Genomic DNA, 20,000 nt, shown 5'->3' on the forward strand with positions numbered 1-20,000 from the left:
GGGTATTTCCTTTGATCGATAGATGCATGTCATATGACAACAGTTGTAAGATTACATACATGGATCAGCAAAGTCAAGACCCGGTCGCCGCGATCGAAGCGGCGGTGATCGCGCTGCGCCACTCCCGGCCGCGCGGGCCGGGCCGGGCCGGGCACGACGGACCGCCGTGGATGCGCGGCGGACCGCACCGGGGCGCGGAGCAGAACCACGGCGATGCCCGCACGCCCGGCGACCTCGAGCACATGCCGCGCGTGCGCGGCTACCGCGGACCGCACGACCGCACGATGGGCGGCGCCGCCAGGTTCCGGATGCTCGCTGCACTCCGTGAGCGCGACGGCCTGAGCGTCTCGGAGATCGCCGACCTCATCGGCGTCGACCAGCCGCGCGCGAGCCGACTGGTCAACGAGTCCGCCGAGCGGGGCCTCGTCACCAGGCGGGCTGATGAGCGGGATGCCCGGCGCAGCGTCGTCGAACTGACCGAGCAGGGGCGCAGCATCCTGTCGAAGACCAACGAGTCTCGCCGGACCGCCGTGGCCGACGCGGTGGCCGGGTTCACCGCGGAGGAGACGGCCACCTTCGCCGCCCTCCTCACCCGGTTCGTGGAGGGGTGGACCCGCTAGACCTCTTCGTAGTGGTCTTCCACCGGCAGGGTCATGCGGCGCGGGTCCTCGAGGGAGTACTCGAACCCGAGCTCCTGCGGGTAGTCCCCGAGCGCGGTGAGCTGCGCGGCCGCGGCCTGGAGGTGGGCTAGCACGAGGCCGAGCGTGTACGGCCCGAAGCTCACGCGCGAGATGCCGAGCTCGGCGAGCCGAGTGAGGGGGACCGAGTTCGGGCCGGAGATCGTGGAGACGCGCCCGTTCACTCCCGCGACCGCCTTCTCCACGGCCGCCTCGTCGCCGAGGCCGAGCATGAAGATGACGCTCGCGCCCGCGTCAAGGTAGGCGTTCGCGCGCGTGAGTGCGTCATCCCAGTCGCTGCCCCGCACGAGCGCGTCGACCCGCGCGTTGATGACGAGGGGAACGCCCGCGGCGTCAGCTGCCGCGCGAACCGTGCGGATGCGGTCGAGCTGCTCCGCCAGCGGGAAGAGGGGCTGGGCCTCGTTGCCGGTGCTGTCCTCGAAGTTGAGACCGGCCGCCCCCGCGTCGATCAGGCGGGTGATGTTCTGGTGCAGCTTCGCGAGGTTGCGGGTGTAGCCGCGCTCGAAGTCGATCGACACCGGCAGGTCGACGGCCGAGGTGATGGCCCGAGCGGACTCCACGGCGAGATCGACGTTCATGCCCTCGCCGTCCTCGAAGCCGCGGGTGTTGCTCACCGAGTGCGAGGCGCTCGCGAGGGCCTTCACTCCCGGGGCGGCGGCCACCGCGCGGGCGCTCAGGGCGTCCCACACGTTGGTGACGATGAGCGGTGTTCCGGGCACGTGGAGCGAGTCGAGGAGGGCGGCCTTGTCGGCGGTTGTGGTCATGGGTTAAGCCTGTCTGCCGCGGCCGACTTTCGCCAGCGAAAACTGTCACCGGACGTCGAAGGAGCCCGCGAGTTGCCCCAATCTGCGGTCGTTGACCTTTCAGCAGAGCACTTTGCGGCAACTCGTCGCGGCCTGGGCCGCCGAGCCGGGCTGGGCCGCCGAGCCGGGGTGGGCCGCCGAGCCGGGCTGGCCTACGAGAGCGACCCCGGGACGAGGCTCGGCGACTCCGCGCGCACGTACTTCGGGAGCTTCACGAACAGCAGCAGGACCGCGCCGACCAGCAGCACCAGGGCGATGCCGAGAACGCCGTAGATGGTCGCACCGAACACCGCGATGGAGATTGTCCACAGCGCGGGCGAGATGAAGCTCGCCACGCGGCCGGTGGTCGCGTAGAGGCCGAAGATCTCGCCCTGCAGGCCCTCCGGAGTCACGCGCGCGAGCAGCGAGCGGCTTGCCGCCTGTGCGGGCCCCACGAAGGCGGAGAGCGTGAGCCCGCCCGCCCAGAACACCGCGGTGCCGAGGTCGTGCAGCGCGAACAGCAGGACGGCCATCAGCACGAGCCCGAACAGGGTGAACAGGATGACCGCCTTCGGCCCCACGACGTCGTCGATGCGCCCGGCGATGATCGTGGAGATGCCCGCCACGACGTTCGCCGCGATGCCGAAGATGAGCACCTCGTTCGTGGTGAAGTGGAAGGCCACCGCGGCGAGCACGCCGCCGAAGGCGAACACGCCCGCGAGGCCGTCGCGGTAGATCGCGCTCGCGAACAGGAACCAGAACGTCGGGCGGTTCTCGCGGTACAGGCGCGCGATGTCCTTGACCAGCACGACATAGCTGCGGAAGAAGCCGACGCGCTCCCGGCCGGGAGCCGGGAGCGACTCCGGCACGTTGAACAGCAGGGGGAGGGAGAAGACGACGGTCCAGACCGCGCAGCCCACGGCGATGAGCCGGTAGGCGAGGCCGCCCGAGGTGTCGAGGCCGAACCAGTCGGCGAAGGTCAGCACGACGACGATGACGAGGGCGACGATGCCGCCGAGGTAGCCGAGGCCCCAGCCGAGCCCGCTCACCTTGCCGATCGTCGACCGGGTGGAGACCTGGACGAGCATCGCGTTGTAGTTGACTCCGGCGATCTCGGAGACGACCGCGCCGAGGGCGAGCACTCCCGCGCCGTACCAGAAGTACTCGGGGCTCGCGTAGACGAAGAAGAGGGCGAACTGCAGCAGCGCGAGCACGCCGGTGAAGAGGAGGAGGACGCGCTTCTTGTTGCCGCTGGCGTCGGCGCGCTGGCCGAGCACCGGGGCGAGCAGGAAGATCAGCACGCCGGCGATCGTGGTCGCGAGCCCGTAGCCGCTGGTGAGGTCGGCCAGCGCGCGGTCCTTGACCGGGTCGCCGTCGGCGAGGGCCGCGACATCCGCGGGCAGGAAGGTGTCGGAGATCAGGTACAGCGAGGCGAAGACGAAGGTCAGGATCACCGAGTTGAACGGCTGCGTGGCCCAGTCCCACAGGGCCCAAGAGGCGACCTGCTTGCGCGGCACGACGCGGTCGTCGGAGAGCTGCTGGCCCATGACGCCGATGGCCAGGGTGTTTGCGGCGGCGGGCACTTTGGGGACGGCGTTGTCGGGTGCTTCGTCAGTCATGGTCACACGCTAGTGGCTGGCGGTGAACTGCGGGTGACTGGATTTGCCGCCTCCTCCAGCCCCGATTCCCGCCGGATCGTGAGCCAGCGGGCGATCCCGAGCCGATCGAGGAACTCGTGGTCGTGGCTCACCACCAGCAGAGCGCCCTCGTAGGCGCCAAGGGCGTCGACAAGCTGGGCGACGCTCTGGCGGTCGAGGCTGTTCGTCGGCTCGTCGAGCAGCAGCAGCTGGGGCGCGGGGTCGGCGAGCAGGATGCGGGCCAGGGCGACCCGGAAGCGCTCGCCCCCCGACAGCTGGCCCACCGGGCGCTCGGCCTGCGCGCCGCGGAAGAGGAACCGCGCGAGCTGGGCCCGCACCTCGTTCGCTGTGCGGTCGGGCGCGGCGGCGCGCACCGTCTCGACGACCGTGCCCTCGCCCAGGTCGTCGATCCGCTGCCGGAGGTACCCGAGCTGCGGGATGCGGAAGGTAACGTCGCCCGCCGCGATCCGGTCGAGCAGGGTCGTCTTGCCGGCACCGTTCGCGCCCGTGAGCGCCACCCGCTCCGGGCCGCGCAGCACGAGCGGGCGCGGGTCGGCGTCGAGCTCGAGCACCGTGCGGCCGGTGGGCACCGCGGTGTCGGGGAGGGCGACGCGGATGTGGGCATCCGGCCGCAGTCTCGACTCGGCGGTCTCGAGGGCGCTCTCCGCAGCGCCCACCTTCTCCGCCATCATGCCGCGGTGCTTGCCGGCGCTGACCTGCGCGTTCGACTTGCGCTGACTCATGATGATCTTCGGCATCCGCTTGTTCTCGAAGTCTGTCTGGCCGTAGCGGGCGCGGCGCGCGAGCTTCACCTCGGCCTCCGCGCGCTGCCGCTTCTCGACGCGGACGTCCTGCTCCGCGGCGCGCACGAGGCGCTCGGCTGTCTCCTGCTCGGCGTCGAGTTGCTCGAGGTAGGCGCTGAAGTTGCCTCCGAACATCCGGATGCCGCCCTCGTACAGCTCGGCCGTCTCGTCCATGAGGTCGAGCAGCTCGCGGTCGTGGCTCACGACGATCAGGGTTCCCGACCATGTGCGCACGGCCGAGTAGAGCAGCTCGCGCGCCCGTCGGTCGAGGTTGTTCGTGGGCTCGTCGAGAAGCGTGATGCCGGATGCCCCGAGCCGGAGCCGCGCGAGGCCGGCGAGCACCACCTCCCCGCCGGAGAGCGTCCGTACCTCGCGGTCGAGCTCTCCCGCCCCGGTGAACCCGAGCCCGGAGAGCACGGCGACCGCCCTCTCCTCGATATCCCAGTCGTCGCCGATGAGCTCGAAGTTCTCTCGGGAGGCGTCTCCGGCGATGATCGCCCCCAGCGCCGCGCGGGTCGCCGAGATGCCGAGCACGTCGGCGAGGGTCCGGTCGCCGTTGAGCGCGAGGTCCTGGCGCAGGTAGCCCACGCCGCCCGTCGTCGTGACGGTGCCCGACGTCGGGGAGAGCTCGCCGGCGATCAGCCGCAGGAGCGTGGACTTGCCGGCGCCGTTCGACCCGGTGAGGCCGGTGCGCCCGCGGCCGAACGCCGCGGTGATGTCGTGCAGTGCCACCGTGCCGTCGGGCCAGGTGAGCGAGAGAGCGTGCAGAAGTACAGATGACATGGGGTCTCCGAATCAGGGCGAATGCGCTGACGGAGCCCGGCCGCTGTGAGGGGCCTAGAGGGGTCAGGTCAGCGCGTGGGCGCGGAACCGGTGACTGTCTTCACTGTCTCAATCCTTGTTCGGTGAGCTGCCAGCCTACGTCTTCTCGAAGGCGGGGGTCACCTTGAGCCGCTCACACTCAACTTTCAGCGAGCGAGCTTGACACGAGTTATCCACAGGGGCCAAACTTGATATCGCACGGCTCAGGTTTCGATACGGCCCGAAAGGGCCCACTCAACCCACCGGTGCACCTGGACCACAAAACAAGGAGTAAGAGCACATGGCTCGAGCAGTAGGAATCGACCTCGGAACCACGAACTCCGTGGTTGCCGTCCTCGAGGGTGGAGAACCCACCGTCATCGCCAACGCTGAAGGCTTCCGGACGACCCCGTCGGTCGTCGCCTTCACCAAGGACGGGGAGGTGCTCGTCGGTGAGACCGCGAAGCGCCAGGCCGTCACCAACGTCGACCGCACCATCGCCTCCGTCAAGCGCCACATGGGCACCACGTGGACCACCGAGATCGACGGCAAGAAGTACACGGCGCAGGAGATCTCCGCGCGCATCCTCGCGAAGCTCAAGCGCGACGCCGAGCAGTACCTGGGCGAGCCCGTCACCGACGCGGTCATCACCGTTCCCGCGTACTTCAACGATGCCGAGCGCCAGGCCACCAAGGAGGCCGGCGAGATCTCCGGCCTCAACGTCCTCCGCATCATCAACGAGCCCACGGCCGCCGCGCTGGCGTACGGCCTCGACAAGGGCAAGGAGGACGAGCTCATCCTCGTCTTCGACCTCGGTGGCGGTACCTTCGACGTCTCGCTGCTCGAAGTGGGCAAGGACGACGACTTCTCCACCATCCAGGTGAAGGCGACCTCAGGTGACAACCGCCTCGGCGGCGACGACTGGGACCAGCGCGTCGTGGACTACCTCATCGGCAAGTTCAAGGACACCACGGGTGTGGATGTCTCGAACGACAAGATCGCCAAGCAGCGCCTCAAGGAGGCCGCCGAGCAGGCCAAGAAGGAGCTGTCGAGCCAGACCTCGACGACCATCCAGCTGCCGTACCTCTCCCTCACGGAGAACGGCCCGGCCAACCTCGATGAGACGCTCACCCGCGCCAAGTTCGAGGAGCTTACGCAGGATCTGCTCGAGCGCACCAAGAAGCCGTTCAACGACGTCATCAAGGAAGCGGGCGTCAAGCTCGAGGACGTCGCGCACGTGGTCCTGGTCGGCGGTTCGACCCGTATGCCCGCCGTTGTCGAGCTCGTGAAGAAGCTCACCGGCGGCAAGGAGCCCAACAAGGGCGTCAACCCGGACGAGGTGGTCGCCGTCGGCGCCGCCCTCCAGGCCGGCGTGCTGAAGGGCGAGCGCAAGGACGTGCTCCTCATCGACGTCACCCCCCTGAGCCTCGGTATCGAGACCAAGGGCGGCATCATGACGAAGCTCATCGAGCGCAACACCGCGATCCCGACCAAGCGGAGCGAGACCTTCACGACCGCGGACGACAACCAGCCGTCCGTCGCGATCCAGGTCTTCCAGGGCGAGCGCGAGTTCACGAGGGACAACAAGAACCTCGGGACGTTCGAGCTCACCGGCATCGCGCCGGCGCCCCGCGGCATCCCGCAGGTCGAGGTCACCTTCGACATCGACGCCAACGGCATCGTGCACGTGTCCGCCAAGGACAAGGGCACCGGCAAGGAGCAGTCGATGACGATCACCGGCGGCAGCTCGCTGTCGAAGGAGGACATCGAGCGCATGGTGCGCGAGGGCGAGGAGCACGCTGCGGAGGACAAGGCCCGCCGCGAGGCAGCCGAGGTCCGCAACACCGCCGAGCAGCTCGCGTACTCGACCGACAAGCTGATCAAGGACAACGAGGACAAGCTCCCCGAGGACGTGAAGACCGACGTGCAGGCCGACGTCGACGCGCTCAAGACGGCGCTCGCCGGCGACGACGAGGCCGCGGTCAAGACCGCGTTCGACAAGCTGAGCGAGAGCCAGCAGAAGCTCGGTCAGGCGATCTACTCCGCCTCGCAGGAGCCCGCGGCTCCCGCCGAGGGCGAGGCCCCCGCTGAGGAGCAGGCGAGCGACGAGGACATCGTCGACGCCGAGGTCGTCGACGATGAGGAAGAGCCCAAGAAGTAGTGGCTGACAAGGACATGGCTGACAAAGAGAACGATTCGGAGAAGGACGAGCCGATCATCCGCGACAAGCGGCGGATCGACCCGGAGACCGGTGACGTTCGCGAGCCCTCCGAGGGGGCGGACGACGAGTCCGCCCCCGAGGGGGACGTCGTGGAGGATCTGAGCGAGGCCGACCAGGCCCTGCTCGACCAGGCCGCGACCGACCTCGTCGCCGAGATGCGCACCGACATGCTGCGCGCGCAGGCCGAGCTCGTGAACTTCCGCCAGCGCGTGGAGCGGGACCGGCAGGCGAACCGCGAGGCGGTCATCTCCGAGGTCATCCGCTCGCTGCTGCCGGCGCTCGACGACCTCGCCCGCGCCGAGGCGCACGGCGACCTGGTCGAGGGCGCTCCGCTGACGATCGTCGCGCAGAAGCTCCGCGGCGCTTTCGAGAAGTACGGCCTCAAGCAGGTCGGGTCGAAGGGCGAGCCCTTCGACCCGGCCTTCCACGAGGCCGTCGTGCAGCTGCCCAATCCGGATGTCACGGTCAACACGATCGCCGACGTGATCGAGCCCGGCTACATTCTCGGGGACCGCCTCGTGCGCCCCGCGAAGGTGGCTGTCTTCGTCCCGGCCGAGTAGGGGCGAGCATGGCCAGCCAGGACTGGTTCGACAAGGACTTCTACGCGGTGCTCGGCGTCGCGAAGAACGTCTCCGAAGCCGACCTCAAGAAGACGTACCGCAAGCTCGCGCGTCAGTACCACCCGGACTCCAACCCGGGTGATGCCAAGGCCGAGGCGAAGTTCAAGGAGATCAGCGAGGCGCACTCGGTGCTCTCCGACCCCGAACTGCGCAAGGAGTACGACCAGATCCGCGCCATGGGCTCGGGCGCGCGCTTCCAGGCGGGCGGCCCCCAGGGCGGCGGGTTCGAGGACGTGTTCGGCGGCCTGTTCAACCAGGGCGGCCGCACGCAGTCGAGCGCGAGCTTCGAGGACCTCCTGGGCGGCATGTTCGGCGGCGGCGGTTTCGGCCAGACCTCCGGCGGGTTCCGCGGCGCGGGCGGCCCGACGAAGGGTCGGGATGTCTCGGCCAACACCACCCTCGACTTCGTGACCGCGATCCGCGGCGAGACGATCAAGCTGCAGCCGCAGGGCGGCAAGGCGATCAACGTGAAGATCCCCGAGGGCGTCACCGACGGCCAGAAGATCCGCCTGAAGGGGAAGGGCGAGCCCAGCCCGGACGGCGGCGTCGCGGGCGACCTCGTGCTCACGGTCTCGGTGCGCAAGCACCCGGTGTTCGAGCGCGACGGGCAGAACCTGCGCGTGGTCATTCCGGTCACCTTCACGGAGGCGACGCTCGGCGCGACCATCGAGGTGCCCACCCTTGGCGGCGAGCCCGTGAAACTGCGGGTCGCGGCGGGGACGCCGAGCGGCCGCATCCTGCGCGTCAAGGGCCGCGGTGTCACCTCCGCCAAGGGCGAGGGCGACCTGCTCGCCGAGGTGCAGGTGGCTGTTCCTGGCCACCTCACCGCCGACGCGCTCAAGCACCTCGAGGCGTTCGCGAAGGCGATGCCCAACGAGAACCCCCGTGAAGACCTGCTCGAGAGGGCGAAGGCGGACCGCTGATGGACGAGTACTCGCCCGTGTTCGCGATCGCGGCTGCGGCCGAGCTCGCGGGCATGCACCCGCAGACTCTCCGGCAGTACGACCGGCTGGGGCTCGTGAGCCCCGACCGCACTCCCGGGCAGTCGCGCCGGTACTCCCTCCGCGATGTCGCCCAGTTGCGCGAGATCGCGGCGCTGAGCGCCGAGGGGCTCAACCTCGAGGGCATCAAGCGCATCCTCTCGCTCGAGAATCAGGTCGCGGCACTGTCCGAGCGGGTGCGCGAGCTCGAGCACGCCCTCGCCGACGAGCTGCTCGCGCGCCCCGGCCGGCGTGTGTTCGCCGCGGGCACGGAGGGCGACGTCGTCTCCCTCCGGGCCGGTGAGCGCGTGCGCCGCAACAACGCGGTCGTCGTCTGGCGTCAGCTGGGTCGATGATCTTCGAGACGCTTCGCCGGTGGCCCGACGTCGAGGCGCCGGAACTGCGGGCGTGGGATGCCGCGGACGCCCTCATCCTCGACGAGGCCGCCGCGCTGCTGCCCGGCTCCGAGCCGACGGTCATCGCCGACGAGTACGGCGCCCTCACGCTCGGCGCGCTGGACCGTGGGGCGACCCGCGTGCGCGTGCACCAGGACTCCCTCGCGGGCGAGCTCGCCCTCGCCGCGAACGGCGCGGGCGACTACACCTCCCTGCCGCTCGACCCCTCGCTCGTGTCAGGGGCCCGGCTCGTGCTGCTCAGGCTGCCGCGCTCACTCGACGCGCTCGAGCAGAGTGCGGCGCTGATCGCGGCCCACGCGCATCCCGAGGTCGTCGTCGTGGCCGGCGGACGGCTCAAGCACATGACGGTCTCGATGAACGAGGTGCTGCTCAGGCACTTCGGCAGGCTCGACGTCTCGCACGCTCGGCAGAAGTCCCGCGTGCTGATCGCGCGATCGCCGCTCGCGGGCGCGGAGGCCGAGCCCCGCCGGCAGTTCCACGAGGACCTCGGCCTGTGGGCCGTGGCCACCGGCGGCGTGTTCGCCGGGACGTCGGTCGACATCGGCACGCGCGCGCTGCTGTCGGTGCTCGACCGGGTGCCGCCCTACGAGTCCGCGGTCGACCTCGGCTGCGGCACGGGAATCCTCGCGGCGGAACTCGCCCGCCGCGCGCCCGGCGCGAGAGTGCTCGCGTCGGACAGGTCGGCCGCGGCGGTGGCGTCCGCGCGGCTGACGATGGCGGCCAACGGACTCCCGGTGCGAGTGACTCGCGATGAGGCGCTCGCCGACGAGCCCGCCGGCAGTGCCGACCTCGTGGTGCTCAACCCTCCGTTCCACAGCGGGGCTGCCGTGCATCCCGGGGTCTCGACCGCTCTGTTCGAAGGAGCAGCCCGCGTGCTGCGGCCGGGCGGCGAGCTCTGGGCGGTCTGGAACTCGCACCTCGCCTACCGCCCGGCGCTCGAGCGGATCGTCGGGCCCACCCGGCAGATCCTGCGCACCCCGAAGTTCACTGTTACTGCATCAACGCGCTGATGTGGGACTAGGGCGAATGCTCGCTCAGGTCTAGGTCGGCGGGGATCCGCAGGGATTCGAGGCGGTGATCGCGTACCACAGCCTCGATACAGGCAGGGCTTCCCGCAACGATCGTGGAGTCGTAGTCGATCTCCGTGACGACGAACCAGGCCCTATCGGCGGGCCACCACAGGTTGGCAATGCGCTCGCCGGGGGCCGGTTGGAAAGACTGCGACGCCTCCGCGACGGTTCCCTCCCACAGCGCCATCACCCGCGTCCGGGTGGGATGCAGCGAGACTACGTGGGGGCGCTCGAACCCGCGCGCTTATGTACACGGCGAAGGTTCGAAGCGTTCGCCGTGGGCAAACGGCGGAGGATAGCGGTCGCGGTCGATAACGCCGTAAACTTGAGTCAGACCAACTCAAGTTTTAGGAAGAGAGGCTCCGCCTGATGGCAAACATGCAGGGAGCTCCCGCCACTGACGAGGAGCAGAAGACCGCGCTCCAGCGCTACGGCGTCAACCTGACCGACATCGCGCGCTCGGGCAAGCTCGACCCGGTGATCGGGCGCGACGCCGAGATCCGTCGAGTCAGCCAGGTGCTCACGCGCCGCACCAAGAACAACCCGGTGCTCATCGGGGAGCCCGGCGTCGGCAAGACCGCCGTCGTCGAGGGCCTCGCCCAGCGCATCGTCGCGGGCGACGTCGCGGACTCCCTCAAGGACAAGCAGCTCGTGTCGCTCGACCTCGCTGCGCTCGTCGCGGGCGCGAAGTACCGCGGCGAGTTCGAGGAGCGCCTGAAGGAGGTGCTCAAGGAGATCAACGACTCCGACGGCCAGATCATCACGTTCATCGACGAGCTGCACACGCTCATGGGAGCGGGCGGCGGCGAAGGCTCGGTGGCTGCGGCGAACATGCTCAAGCCCATGCTCGCGCGGGGGGAGCTCCGCCTGATCGGTGCGACGACGCTCGACGAGTACCGCCAGTACATCGAGAAGGATGCCGCGCTCGAGCGCCGCTTCCAGCAGGTGTTCGTCGGGGAGCCCTCGGTGGAGGACACCGTTGCCATCCTGCGCGGACTCAAGGAGCGCTACGAGGCCCACCACAAGGTGGCGATCACGGATGCCGCGCTCGTCGCGGCGGCGACCCTCAGCAACCGCTACATCACCGGGCGCAAGCTGCCCGACAAGGCGATCGACCTGATCGACGAGGCAGCGTCGCGGCTCAAGATGGAGATCGACTCCTCGCCGGTCGAGATCGACCAGCTCAAGCGCGCCGTCGACCGGCTGCGCATCGAGGAGCTCGCGCTCAAGAAGGAGAAGGACGACGCCTCGAAGGCGCGGCTCGAGAAGCTGCGCTCCGACCTGGCCGAGCGCTCCGAGGAGCTCGAGCGGCTCGAGGCCCGGTGGAAGGCCGAGAAGGCCTCGCTCACCGGAGTCGGCGATCTCAAGATGCAGCTCAACGACGCCCGCATCGAGCTCGACAAGGCGATGCGGACGGGCGACTACCAGAAGGCGTCGCAGCTCAACTACGAGACGATCCCCGGCATCGAGGCGGCGCTCAAGGCCGCAGAGTCCGCCGACCCCGTCGAGAACCGCATGGTCAACGACTCCGTCACGGAGGACGACATCGCCTCCGTGGTCGCGCAGTGGACGGGCATCCCGATCGACCGCCTGACGCAGGGGGAGACCGAGAAACTGCTGCACCTCGAGACCGAGCTGGGCAAGCGGCTCATCGGGCAGAAGGACGCGGTCCGCTCCGTCTCGGAGGCGGTGCGCCGCACGCGCGCCGGCATCTCCGACCCCGACCGGCCGACGGGGTCGTTCCTGTTCCTCGGCCCGACGGGCGTCGGCAAGACCGAGCTCGCGAAGGCGCTCGCCGAGTACCTGTTCGACGACGAGAAGGCCCTCGTGCGCATCGACATGAGCGAGTACGGCGAGAAGCACTCGGTCTCGCGGCTCGTGGGCGCTCCCCCCGGGTACGTCGGCTACGAGCAGGGGGGCCAGCTGACGGAGGCGGTGCGCCGCCGGCCGTACAGCGTGATCCTGCTCGACGAGGTGGAGAAGGCGCATCCCGAGGTCTTCGACATCCTGCTGCAGGTGCTCGACGACGGCCGCCTCACCGACGGCCAGGGCCGCACTGTCGACTTCCGCAACGTGATCCTGATCCTCACGTCGAACCTGGGCAGCCAGTACATCACCGACCAGGCAATCCCGTGGGAGGAGCGCAAGATCGCGGTCAACGAGCTCGTCCGCCAGGCGTTCAAGCCCGAGTTCGTCAACCGACTCGACGACATCGTGGTGTTCGCGCCGCTCTCGACCGACGACCTCGGCTTCATTGTCGAGCTCTACATCGAGCGCCTCGCGAAGCGGCTGGCCGGCCGCCGTCTCGAGCTGGCGGTGACCCCGGATGCCCGTGCCTGGCTCGCCGAGCGCGGCTACGACCCGGTGTACGGCGCCCGCCCCCTCCGCCGGCTCATGCAGCACGAGATCGACGACAAGCTCGCGCGGTCGCTGCTCTCGGGCCAGATCCGCGACGGCGACACCGTGCTGGTGGAGATCGACCCGGATGCCGACGGCCTCGCCGTGCGGCGGATGGAGTAGCGGGGCAGCGGGACATACGGGCGGCGAGCGTAGGCTCGGAGTCATGCGCGCAACCCTCCTCTACGGCGACCACGACATCCGGCTCGAAGAGGTGCCCGACCCGGTGCTCTCGACGGGCGGCGACGCGATTGTGCGGGTCGTCGCGGCCTGCGTGTGCGGCTCGGACCTGTGGGGCTACCGCGGTGTCGTCCCGACGCCCGAGCCGACGCGCATCGGCCACGAGTTCGTGGGGATCGTCGAGTCCGTGGGGCCGGATGTCGCCACCATCAAGCCGGGCGACTTCGTGATCGCGCCGTTCTACGACTGCGACATGACGTGCATCAACTGCCGCAACGGCGTGAGCACGTCGTGCCTGCACGGCGGCTGGTGGGGCTCGAACGACCGCAGCGGGGCCTTCGCGGACGGCGGCCAGGGCGAGTACGTGCGCGTGCCGCACGCCGACGGCTCGCTCGTGGCCACGCCCGGTATTCCCGACGACGATCAGATCCCTGGGCTGCTGACCCTCGCCGATGTGATGGGCACGGGACACCACGCGGCGGTCTCCGCGGGGGTGACGGCGGGCAGCACGGTCGCGGTGGTGGGTGACGGGGCGGTGGGCCTCTGCGCGATACTCGCCGCGAAGCGGCTCGGGGCATCCCGGATCGTCGCCATGTCGCGGCACGCCGACCGCCAGGCCGTCGCCCTCGAGTTCGGTGCGACGGACATCGTCGAGGAGCGCGGGGCGGAGGGCGTTGCGCGCATCAAGGAGCTGTTCGACGGCATCGGCCCGGACTGCGTGCTGGAGTGCGTCGGGACCAAGGAGTCCATGGACCAGGCGCTGCGCAGCGCGAGGCCCGGCGGCACCGTCGGATATGTGGGCGCGCCGAACGGCGGCTCCGAGCTGCCGATCCGCCGGATGTTCGGCACCAACGTCGGCGCCAGGGGCGGTGTCGCGCCCGTGCGCAACTACATCGAGGAGCTGCTGCCCGAAGTGCTCGACGGAACTATCAACCCGGGCCGGGTCTTCGACCTGCAGCTTCCGCTCACGGACGTCGCCGAGGCGTACGCCGCGATGGACGAGCGCCGCGCCATCAAAGTGCTGCTGCGCCCGTAGCGGTTAGAAGACTCCGCCCCGCACCAGCCACGACCCGAGGGTGAAGAGCCCGACCACGGCGAGGCACGCCACGAGCGGTACGACGAACGACAGCCGTCGGCGGGCGATGAACACGATCGACGTGACGAAGCCCGCGAGGGCGACGACGACCGGTCCGACCGTCGCGATGATCGTGCCGGCGCTGATCGCCACGCCGTTGCACGACCCGGACGAGTCGGCGCACGCGATGGTGATGATGCTCAGGCCGAACCCGAGCCCCAGGAAGATGGCGGTCAGCACGAGCAGGACGAAGAGCAGGAACACGGTGAGGAAGAAGTCCCAGGTGCGCGGGGGCGTGCGGCCCTCGCCCTCGATGATGATCTCGTTCATTCCTGCGGCACCTGGATCTGGGCCAGTAGCTTCATCGAGTCGCGCGCGAACTGCACGTCCCGCAGCCGCACGGCCTCGAGCAGCAGCCCCTGGGCGCGGCCCAGTGCCTCGAGGTCGATGTACTCCGGCAGGTGGAGGCTCCCGAGCCGCACGATGTGGACCACCGACACGATGGCGCGCTGCAGCACCGGGTTCGTCGACTCCGCGGGCAGGCGGCTGAAGAACATGAAGTTTGCCGTGGCGATCTGCTGCACGTCGAGCCGGGTGAGGGCGACGAGGAACTGCGCGTGGTCCTCCTCCAGCATCTCGAAGACGCCCTCCGCCACCCGCGGGACGACCTCCTCGACGAGGGTCCGGTAGAGCGCGAGCCAGACGATGTAGGCCTGCGCCGTCTGCTCAGGCGTCACGAGCGCGACGCGCGTGAAACGGCTGGGGGATGCCTCGATGATCCCGATCTCGCGGAGCCTCTGGAGCGCCTCCCGCACCGGCGTGCGCGAGACGCCGAACTGCGTGGCGAGGGCTGCGTCGCTGATGCGCTCGCCCGGCAGGAGTGTGCCCTCGTGCACCGCCGCGAGGATCTGCTCGAACACGGTCGTCACGACCTTGCTCGTCGCGAGCTTGTCCTCGTCCTCGTCACCCACGCCTCGATCCTAGAGGGATGCGCCAGACTGGTGTGATGGTCGGCGTTCTCACGGGGTTCGGGATCATCGGCGCGATCATCCTCGCCGGCTACCTCGTGGGCCGCTCGGGGGTGCTCGGCGAGCACGGCCGATTCGTCCTCGGCCGGGCCGCGTTCTACGTGCTCGCCCCGGCGCTCCTGTTCACGGTGCTCGCCGATGCCGACGTGCACGTGCTGTTCTCGTCTCTGCTGCCGGTGTCGCTCATCGCCGCCGCCGTGGTCGGCCTCGCGTTCGCCGTGGTCGCGCGGGCGGTCTGGAGGCGGCCGGTCTCGGAGACCGTCGTCGGCACCCTCGCCTCCGGCTACGTCAACGCGAACAACATCGGGATCCCGGTCGCGGTGTACGTGCTGGGCGACCCGGCGTACTCGGCTCCGGTCGTGCTGCTGCAACTGCTCGTCTTCGCGCCGGTCGCGCTCACCATCCTCGACATCCAGGACCGCGGCACGGTCTCGGTGCGGCGGATCCTCGTGCAGCCCTTCACCAACCCGATCATCATCGCGTCGGCGCTGGGCCTGCTGCTGGCGGTGCTCGGGGTGCACCTGCCTGACCCGGTGATGGAGCCCTTCCGCCTCGTCGGTGCTGCCATGGTGCCCGTCGTGCTCATGACGTTCGGGATGTCGCTGCACGGGCAGCGCCCGCTGGCCCCCGGCACGGCCCGCCGGGACGTGCTGCTCGCGTCGGCGCTCAAGCTCGTCGCGATGCCGCTCGTGGCGTGGAGTGCCGGCCGCTTCCTGTTCGGGCTCACGGGGAAGCCGCTGTTCGTCGTGACGGTACTCGCCGCGCTGCCGGCGGCCCAGAACGTGTTCAACTACGCGCAGCGGTACGAGCGCGGTGAGGTTCTTGCGCGGGATGTGGTGCTGATCACGACCGTGCTGTCCGTGCCGGTCCTGTTCGTGATCGCGGCGCTGCTGGCGGGTTGAGTAGGCCGCCCGCGGCCGTATCGAAACCGGGGCGCTGCTGGCGGGTTGAGTAGGCCGCCCGCGGCCGTATCGAAACCGGGACGGACAGGGTGTCGATACGGGCGCCCCGCTCAACCCGCGATCAGAGGAACATCGGGCGGTCGTCGTCGTCCTCGTCGTCGACGGCGAGGTCTACCGTGACCGGCACATGGTCGCTCGGGGCATCCCCCTTGCGCTCCTCGCGGTGGATCTTCGCACCGGTGACGAGATCGTCGAACGACTTGGAGCCGAGGATGAAGTCGATGCGCATGCCCTCGTTGCGCGGGAAGCGCAGCTGCTGGTAGTCCCAGTAGGTGTAGCCCTCGATGCCCCGGGTGCGCAGGGCGTCGATGAGGCCGGCCGCCTCGAAGGCCGCGAACGCGTCGCGCTCGGGCTGGCTCACGTGCGTCTTGCCGGCGAAGAGCGAGATGTCCCACACGTCGATGTCGAGCGGCGCGATGTTGAAGTCGCCCATGAGCGCGATCGGCTGGCCGGGGTGGGCGGCGATCCACGCCTTCGTCTCTGTCGCGAGGTTCGCGAGCCACTCGAGCTTGTACGGATAGTGCGGGTTCTCCAGCTCGCGCCCGTTGGGCACGTACAGGCTCCACAGCCGGGTGCCCGCGACGGTCACGCCGAGGGCTCGCGCCTCCTGGGGCAGCGTGCCGTCCTCGAGCGGCTTGCCGAAGCCGGGGGCGGACTCGAAGCCGACTGCGACGTCCTCGATCGGGAGGCGGCTCGCAAAGGCGACCCCGTTCCACTGGTTGAGCCCGTGGAGCACGACGTCGTAGCCCGCCTCGGAGAAGGCGTCGAAGGGGAACTGCGCCTCCGTGCACTTGATCTCCTGCATCGCGAGCACATCCATGTCCTCGCGGACGAGCCAGTCCACGACCCTGCCGACACGGGTTCGGATCGAGTTCACATTCCAGGTGCCGACGCGCATGGTTTAAGGCTAACGGGTCCCTCCGACGCCCCCGCACCGAGGGCGGAACCACGCCCGTCCCATCCCCCTAAAGGGGCGGGGACAACCCAAGCCCGGCGGCCCTAGGGTGCAGTTGTGGCCGAACCGGACGACTTCCTCGACGACGACACGGCGGCCAACCGCAACGACACGCGCAGCGCGGTGATCATCACGGTCGTCGCTCTCGCCGCCGTTCTCGCGGCCAGCACTCTCGTCGTCTTCGGCGGCATCGCGCCCTGATCCGGCCGCCCTCGAATCAGTAGTCTTTACTGGTGACCGACGCCAAGCAGCAGCTGATCGACTTCATCTCCTCCGACGCGGTGTTCCACGGCGACTTCACGCTCACGAGCGGCAAGAAGGCCAGCTACTACGTCGACCTCCGCAAGGTGTCGCTCGACCACCGCGTCGCGCCGCTCATCGGCCAGGTCATGCTCGACGTCATCGCCGACGTCGCCGACGTCAGCGCGGTCGGCGGCATGACGATGGGCGCCGACCCGATCGCGACGGCCATCCTGCACCAGGGCGCCGCGCGCGGCCTCTCCTACGACGCGTTCGTCGTCCGCAAGGAGCCCAAGGACCACGGCCGCGGCCGCCAGGTCGAAGGCCCCGACCTCGCGGGCAAGCGCGTGATCGTCCTCGAGGACACGTCGACGACCGGCGGCTCCCCGCTCGCCGCGATCGAGGCGCTGCTCAAGGTCGGCGCGGAGATCGCCGCCGTTGCCGTCGTCGTCGACCGCAGCACCGGCGCGCGGGAGCGCATCGAGGCCGCCGGGTACCCCTACCTCGCCGCTATCGGACTCGACGACCTGGGCCTGTCCTGATGGCTGACGACGATCTCGATCCCGCGGACTGGCTCGCGAGCCAGTTCGGGGAGGAGGAGCCCGAGAAGCAACCGCGTCGTCGGGGGATGCCCGCAGCCCAGCAGCCCGCAGCGGCCCCGCCCGCCGCACCGCAGCAGCCTCCGGCCGCCCCCTTCTTCGCGGCGGAGCCGTACACCCCGCCTGCCGCGGCAGCGCCGCCCGCCGCAGCGCCCCCCGCCGCGACGACCCCGTACACACCGCCCGCCGCGACTCCCGCGGCCGGCCCTCCCGCGGCGAGCGGCGGCGGGTTCACCTGGGGCCTCACCCCCGGCGGCTCGACGCCCGCGCCCGTCCAGCCCGCGACCGCGGCCCCGTCGCCGGCGCCTGCCGCTCCAGCGGCAGCTGCGGCTCCTGCCGAGCCCGCCGCGCCGTTGTTCCCGGCGGAGCCGCCGCCGCTCGTGGCGCCGCCCGCCGCCCCGTCACCCGAGGTCGACCACTTCGCCGCTCTGTTCGGCGCCCAGCCCGCTGCCCCGGCAGACCCGGCCCCGGCAGACCCGGCCGCCGCCCCGGCCCCGGCCGCGCCGGCCTGGGACACGCCCACCCAGCTCACGCCCACGGCCCCCGCCGACCCCGCGGCGGCGCCCGTCCCCGCGGCGGCGCCCGTCCCCGCGTCGCCCGACTGGGACGTCCCGACCCAGGCCACTCCTGTTTTCCGCAACCAGGACGCCTACCCGCCCGCCGAGACCGTCGCGTTCACCGGCGCGGAGGTCGCGCGGCAGGAGTTCCCCGGGTTCGGGGCTCCCGTCGACCGCGCCCTCGAGGGTGTCACCGAGGTGTTCGGTGCGCAGCCGATCGGGCTCGGCGCCCCCGAGGACGAGGGCATCGAGGTGAACGCGCTCGACTCGCTGTTCGGCGAGAGCAAGTTCGTCGAGTACGAGGACGCGATGATCCCCTCGCTTCCGGCACGGGCATCCGGCGGCGAGCTCGTCGTCGTGGACCGGCCGCTCGCGCCCGGCGCGCGCGCGCCGATCCCGCGCACGCAGAAGATCCTCATGTCGGTCGCCGGGGGACTGGTCGCGGTGCTCGCGCTCATCGCACTCTTCCTCGCGGGCTCGCGCATCGCCCAGAACGCGCCCGCACCCGCCGTCGTCGCCGACCCCACGCCCACGGCCTCGGCCGGGCCGGTTGTCGGTCCCGTCGCGCCCGGGGAGTACTACTGGGACAAGCTGCTCGGCGGCGAGTGCATCTCGCCCTTCACGTCGCCGTGGGAGGACACGTTCACCGTCGTGGACTGCGCGCAGCCGCATCCCGCGCAGCTCGTGCTCAAGGGCGAGTTCCCCGCCACTGACGACCCTGCCTACCCCGGCGTGGATGCCCTCCAGAAGCTCGCGGCGTCGCTGTGCGCCGTGCCGACCGTGATCGACTATGCGGCGGCGGCCTCCGCCAACGACATCCAGGTGCTGAGCAGCTTCGCCGCGGACGAGGCCGACTGGACCGCGGGCAACCGCACCTTCTACTGCTTCGTCAACCGCACCGGCGGGGCCGAGTTCACCACGTCGATCGCGAAGCCGCAGGTGCTGCCGACCGCGACGGCGACTCCCGCGCCCTAGATGTCGGACTCGACCGGCTCCGGGGAGAGCAGGTCGGCGACGCTGTTCAGGATCTCGTCCGGGCGGAACGGGTAGCGCTCGATCTCGGCCTGGTCGCTGATGCCGGTGAGCACGAGGATCGTGTGCAGGCCGGCCTCGATGCCGGCCACGATGTCGGTGTCCATGCGGTCGCCGATCATGCCGGTGTTCTCGCTGTGGGCGCCGATCTTGTTCATCGCCGAGCGGAACATCATGGGGTTGGGCTTGCCGACGACGTACGGCTCCTTGCCGGTGGCCTTGGTGATGAGTGCGGCGACCGCCCCCGTGGCGGGGAGGGGTCCGTCGGCGCTCGGGCCCGTGGCATCCGGATTCGTCACAATGAAGCGCGAGCCGGAGCCGATCAGCCGGATGGCCTTCGTGATGGCCTCGAACGAGTAGTTGCGGGTCTCGCCGACGACCACGTAGTCGGGGTCGCTCTCGGTCATGATGAAGCCGACCTCGTGCAGGGCCGTGGTGATGCCGGCCTCGCCGATGACGAAGGCGCTGCCGCCGGGCATCTGGGACTGGAGGAAGTCGGCGGTCGCGAGCGCGCTCGTCCAGATCGACTCCTCGGGCACGTGCAGTCCGGACGCCTTGAGGCGCGCGCTCAGGTCGCGCGGGGTGAAGATCGAGTTGTTCGTGAGCACCAGGTAGGGCTTGCCCTCGTCGCGCCACTGCTGCAGCAGCTCGGATGCCCCGGGCACGGGGTGGTTCTCATGGACGAGCACACCGTCCATGTCGGTGAGCCAGCACTCGATTTCGCGTCGGTCGCTCATGTCGACAATCGTACTGTCGGCACCGGTTCAACCGTCCCCGCGATGCCCGCCGCCGTTGCGGAGGATGACGCGCCGAATGTGCCGGCACGACAGCCCACCCTGCGGCGCGCCATCCTCCGCAACCGCTGGGGCGGGGGGGGGGGGCAACCGCTGGGTGCGGGGCGCAACGGCTGGGTGTGGGGCGCAACGGCTGGAGTGCGGCGGACGGAG

General features: G+C 70.2%; 20 protein-coding genes. 12 read left to right on the forward strand and 8 right to left on the reverse strand.

The features are described 5' to 3' along the window. Positions 1–59 precede the first annotated feature (59 nt). Complete coding sequence (locus tag AC1RTC_RS09125) at positions 60–620, forward strand: MarR family winged helix-turn-helix transcriptional regulator (protein WP_493155201.1); 561 nt, start codon at positions 60–62, stop codon at positions 618–620. On the opposite strand, the gene AC1RTC_RS09130 is transcribed toward AC1RTC_RS09125, so the two are convergent. From AC1RTC_RS09130 to AC1RTC_RS09140, 3 genes are all read right to left on the reverse strand, one after another. Next, positions 617–1,462, reverse strand: coding sequence for an isocitrate lyase/PEP mutase family protein (locus AC1RTC_RS09130; protein WP_493155202.1), 846 nt, complete (start codon positions 1,460–1,462; stop codon positions 617–619). The two genes, AC1RTC_RS09125 and AC1RTC_RS09130, sit on opposite strands and share 4 nt — an antisense overlap. Positions 1,463–1,653: 191 nt before the next feature. Beyond that, on the reverse strand, positions 1,654–3,099 hold the full coding sequence (locus AC1RTC_RS09135) for an MFS transporter (RefSeq protein ID WP_493155203.1): 1,446 nt from the start codon (positions 3,097–3,099) through the stop codon (positions 1,654–1,656). Positions 3,100–3,101: 2 nt separating this feature from the next. Further along, the gene (locus AC1RTC_RS09140) at positions 3,102–4,703 is read right to left on the reverse strand and encodes an ABC-F family ATP-binding cassette domain-containing protein (RefSeq protein WP_493155204.1); all 1,602 of its coding nucleotides are present in this window, start codon (positions 4,701–4,703) and stop codon (positions 3,102–3,104) included. Between the two features lie 319 nt (positions 4,704–5,022). Between AC1RTC_RS09140 and dnaK the strand changes: the two genes are divergently transcribed. The 5 genes from dnaK to AC1RTC_RS09165 are packed head-to-tail and all read left to right on the forward strand — an operon-like array spanning position 5,023 to position 9,968. Continuing rightward, positions 5,023–6,882, forward strand: a complete 1,860-nt coding sequence (dnaK, locus tag AC1RTC_RS09145) for a molecular chaperone DnaK (RefSeq protein WP_493155205.1) — start codon at positions 5,023–5,025, stop codon at positions 6,880–6,882. Next, a complete protein-coding gene (locus AC1RTC_RS09150) occupies positions 6,882–7,502 on the forward strand; it encodes a nucleotide exchange factor GrpE (RefSeq protein WP_493155206.1) in 621 nt (206 codons plus the stop codon). The genes dnaK and AC1RTC_RS09150 overlap by 1 nt, the downstream gene beginning before the upstream one ends. An 8-nt stretch (positions 7,503–7,510) precedes the next feature. Continuing rightward, positions 7,511–8,485, forward strand: a complete 975-nt coding sequence (locus AC1RTC_RS09155; protein WP_493155207.1) for a DnaJ C-terminal domain-containing protein — start codon at positions 7,511–7,513, stop codon at positions 8,483–8,485. Then, the gene (locus tag AC1RTC_RS09160) at positions 8,485–8,898 is read left to right on the forward strand and encodes a heat shock protein transcriptional repressor HspR (protein WP_493155208.1); all 414 of its coding nucleotides are present in this window, start codon (positions 8,485–8,487) and stop codon (positions 8,896–8,898) included. The genes AC1RTC_RS09155 and AC1RTC_RS09160 overlap by 1 nt, the downstream gene beginning before the upstream one ends. Beyond that, a complete protein-coding gene (locus AC1RTC_RS09165) occupies positions 8,895–9,968 on the forward strand; it encodes a class I SAM-dependent methyltransferase (protein WP_493155209.1) in 1,074 nt (357 codons plus the stop codon). Before AC1RTC_RS09160 ends, AC1RTC_RS09165 begins: the two co-directional genes overlap by 4 nt. A 7-nt stretch (positions 9,969–9,975) precedes the next feature. Here AC1RTC_RS09165 and AC1RTC_RS09170 read toward each other — a convergent pair whose 3' ends face one another. Next, the gene (locus tag AC1RTC_RS09170) at positions 9,976–10,215 is read right to left on the reverse strand and encodes a hypothetical protein (protein WP_493155210.1); all 240 of its coding nucleotides are present in this window, start codon (positions 10,213–10,215) and stop codon (positions 9,976–9,978) included. Positions 10,216–10,397: 182 nt separating this feature from the next. Here AC1RTC_RS09170 and AC1RTC_RS09175 point away from each other — a divergent pair, with 182 nt between their 5' ends. Further along, on the forward strand, positions 10,398–12,548 hold the full coding sequence (locus tag AC1RTC_RS09175) for an ATP-dependent Clp protease ATP-binding subunit (protein ID WP_493155211.1): 2,151 nt from the start codon (positions 10,398–10,400) through the stop codon (positions 12,546–12,548). Between the two features lie 43 nt (positions 12,549–12,591). Further along, positions 12,592–13,641, forward strand: a complete 1,050-nt coding sequence (locus tag AC1RTC_RS09180) for a zinc-dependent alcohol dehydrogenase family protein (protein WP_493155212.1) — start codon at positions 12,592–12,594, stop codon at positions 13,639–13,641. Positions 13,642–13,644: 3 nt separating this feature from the next. Here the strand turns inward: AC1RTC_RS09180 and AC1RTC_RS09185 are convergent, their stop codons facing one another. Together AC1RTC_RS09185 and AC1RTC_RS09190 are read right to left on the reverse strand one after the other, a co-directional pair. After that, entirely contained in the window at positions 13,645–14,010 is a 366-nt protein-coding gene (locus AC1RTC_RS09185; protein ID WP_493155213.1) for a hypothetical protein, read from the reverse strand. Then, positions 14,007–14,651, reverse strand: a complete 645-nt coding sequence (locus tag AC1RTC_RS09190; protein WP_493155214.1) for a GntR family transcriptional regulator — start codon at positions 14,649–14,651, stop codon at positions 14,007–14,009. The genes AC1RTC_RS09185 and AC1RTC_RS09190 overlap by 4 nt, the downstream gene beginning before the upstream one ends. Positions 14,652–14,686: 35 nt before the next feature. Between AC1RTC_RS09190 and AC1RTC_RS09195 the strand changes: the two genes are divergently transcribed. Further along, a complete protein-coding gene (locus AC1RTC_RS09195) occupies positions 14,687–15,610 on the forward strand; it encodes an AEC family transporter (RefSeq protein ID WP_493155244.1) in 924 nt (307 codons plus the stop codon). 121 nt (positions 15,611–15,731) lie between these two features. Here the strand turns inward: AC1RTC_RS09195 and AC1RTC_RS09200 are convergent, their stop codons facing one another. Next, positions 15,732–16,568, reverse strand: a complete 837-nt coding sequence (locus AC1RTC_RS09200; protein WP_493155215.1) for an exodeoxyribonuclease III — start codon at positions 16,566–16,568, stop codon at positions 15,732–15,734. A gap of 114 nt (positions 16,569–16,682) precedes the next feature. Between AC1RTC_RS09200 and AC1RTC_RS09205 the strand changes: the two genes are divergently transcribed. From AC1RTC_RS09205 to AC1RTC_RS09215, 3 genes are read left to right on the forward strand one after another with little or no spacing between them, the layout of a single operon-like run. Further along, a complete protein-coding gene (locus AC1RTC_RS09205; RefSeq protein WP_493155216.1) occupies positions 16,683–16,826 on the forward strand; it encodes a hypothetical protein in 144 nt (47 codons plus the stop codon). 32 nt (positions 16,827–16,858) lie between these two features. Continuing rightward, the gene (gene pyrE, locus AC1RTC_RS09210) at positions 16,859–17,407 is read left to right on the forward strand and encodes an orotate phosphoribosyltransferase (RefSeq protein WP_493155217.1); all 549 of its coding nucleotides are present in this window, start codon (positions 16,859–16,861) and stop codon (positions 17,405–17,407) included. After that, positions 17,407–18,996 (forward strand): septum formation family protein, encoded by a 1,590-nt coding sequence (locus AC1RTC_RS09215; protein ID WP_493155218.1) that lies wholly within the window; start codon positions 17,407–17,409, stop codon positions 18,994–18,996. The genes pyrE and AC1RTC_RS09215 overlap by 1 nt, the downstream gene beginning before the upstream one ends. Here the strand turns inward: AC1RTC_RS09215 and AC1RTC_RS09220 are convergent. Then, positions 18,993–19,790, reverse strand: a complete 798-nt coding sequence (locus tag AC1RTC_RS09220; protein WP_493155219.1) for an HAD-IIA family hydrolase — start codon at positions 19,788–19,790, stop codon at positions 18,993–18,995. The genes AC1RTC_RS09215 and AC1RTC_RS09220 overlap by 4 nt on opposite strands. Between the last annotated feature and the right edge of the window lie 210 nt (positions 19,791–20,000).

Source organism: Rhodoglobus sp. GW821-FHT12B09 (genome assembly GCF_058809925.1).

What these genes read in the sequence shown, in the direction of transcription:
- dnaK (WP_493155205.1), top strand. Translation starts at nt 5,023, where the DNA reads ATGGCTCGAGCAGTAGGAATCGACCTCGGAACCACGAACTCCGTGGTT.
- AC1RTC_RS09185 (WP_493155213.1), bottom strand. Translation starts at nt 14,010, where the DNA reads ATGAACGAGATCATCATCGAGGGCGAGGGCCGCACGCCCCCGCGCACC.
- AC1RTC_RS09180 (WP_493155212.1), top strand. Translation starts at nt 12,592, where the DNA reads ATGCGCGCAACCCTCCTCTACGGCGACCACGACATCCGGCTCGAAGAG.
- AC1RTC_RS09195 (WP_493155244.1), top strand. Translation starts at nt 14,687, where the DNA reads ATGGTCGGCGTTCTCACGGGGTTCGGGATCATCGGCGCGATCATCCTC.
- AC1RTC_RS09220 (WP_493155219.1), bottom strand. Translation starts at nt 19,790, where the DNA reads ATGAGCGACCGACGCGAAATCGAGTGCTGGCTCACCGACATGGACGGT.
- AC1RTC_RS09130 (WP_493155202.1), bottom strand. Translation starts at nt 1,462, where the DNA reads ATGACCACAACCGCCGACAAGGCCGCCCTCCTCGACTCGCTCCACGTG.
- AC1RTC_RS09140 (WP_493155204.1), bottom strand. Translation starts at nt 4,703, where the DNA reads ATGTCATCTGTACTTCTGCACGCTCTCTCGCTCACCTGGCCCGACGGC.
- AC1RTC_RS09155 (WP_493155207.1), top strand. Translation starts at nt 7,511, where the DNA reads ATGGCCAGCCAGGACTGGTTCGACAAGGACTTCTACGCGGTGCTCGGC.
- AC1RTC_RS09170 (WP_493155210.1), bottom strand. Translation starts at nt 10,215, where the DNA reads ATGGCGCTGTGGGAGGGAACCGTCGCGGAGGCGTCGCAGTCTTTCCAA.
- AC1RTC_RS09135 (WP_493155203.1), bottom strand. Translation starts at nt 3,099, where the DNA reads ATGACTGACGAAGCACCCGACAACGCCGTCCCCAAAGTGCCCGCCGCC.
- AC1RTC_RS09175 (WP_493155211.1), top strand. Translation starts at nt 10,398, where the DNA reads ATGGCAAACATGCAGGGAGCTCCCGCCACTGACGAGGAGCAGAAGACC.
- AC1RTC_RS09125 (WP_493155201.1), top strand. Translation starts at nt 60, where the DNA reads ATGGATCAGCAAAGTCAAGACCCGGTCGCCGCGATCGAAGCGGCGGTG.
- AC1RTC_RS09165 (WP_493155209.1), top strand. Translation starts at nt 8,895, where the DNA reads ATGATCTTCGAGACGCTTCGCCGGTGGCCCGACGTCGAGGCGCCGGAA.
- AC1RTC_RS09215 (WP_493155218.1), top strand. Translation starts at nt 17,407, where the DNA reads ATGGCTGACGACGATCTCGATCCCGCGGACTGGCTCGCGAGCCAGTTC.
- AC1RTC_RS09200 (WP_493155215.1), bottom strand. Translation starts at nt 16,568, where the DNA reads ATGCGCGTCGGCACCTGGAATGTGAACTCGATCCGAACCCGTGTCGGC.
- AC1RTC_RS09160 (WP_493155208.1), top strand. Translation starts at nt 8,485, where the DNA reads ATGGACGAGTACTCGCCCGTGTTCGCGATCGCGGCTGCGGCCGAGCTC.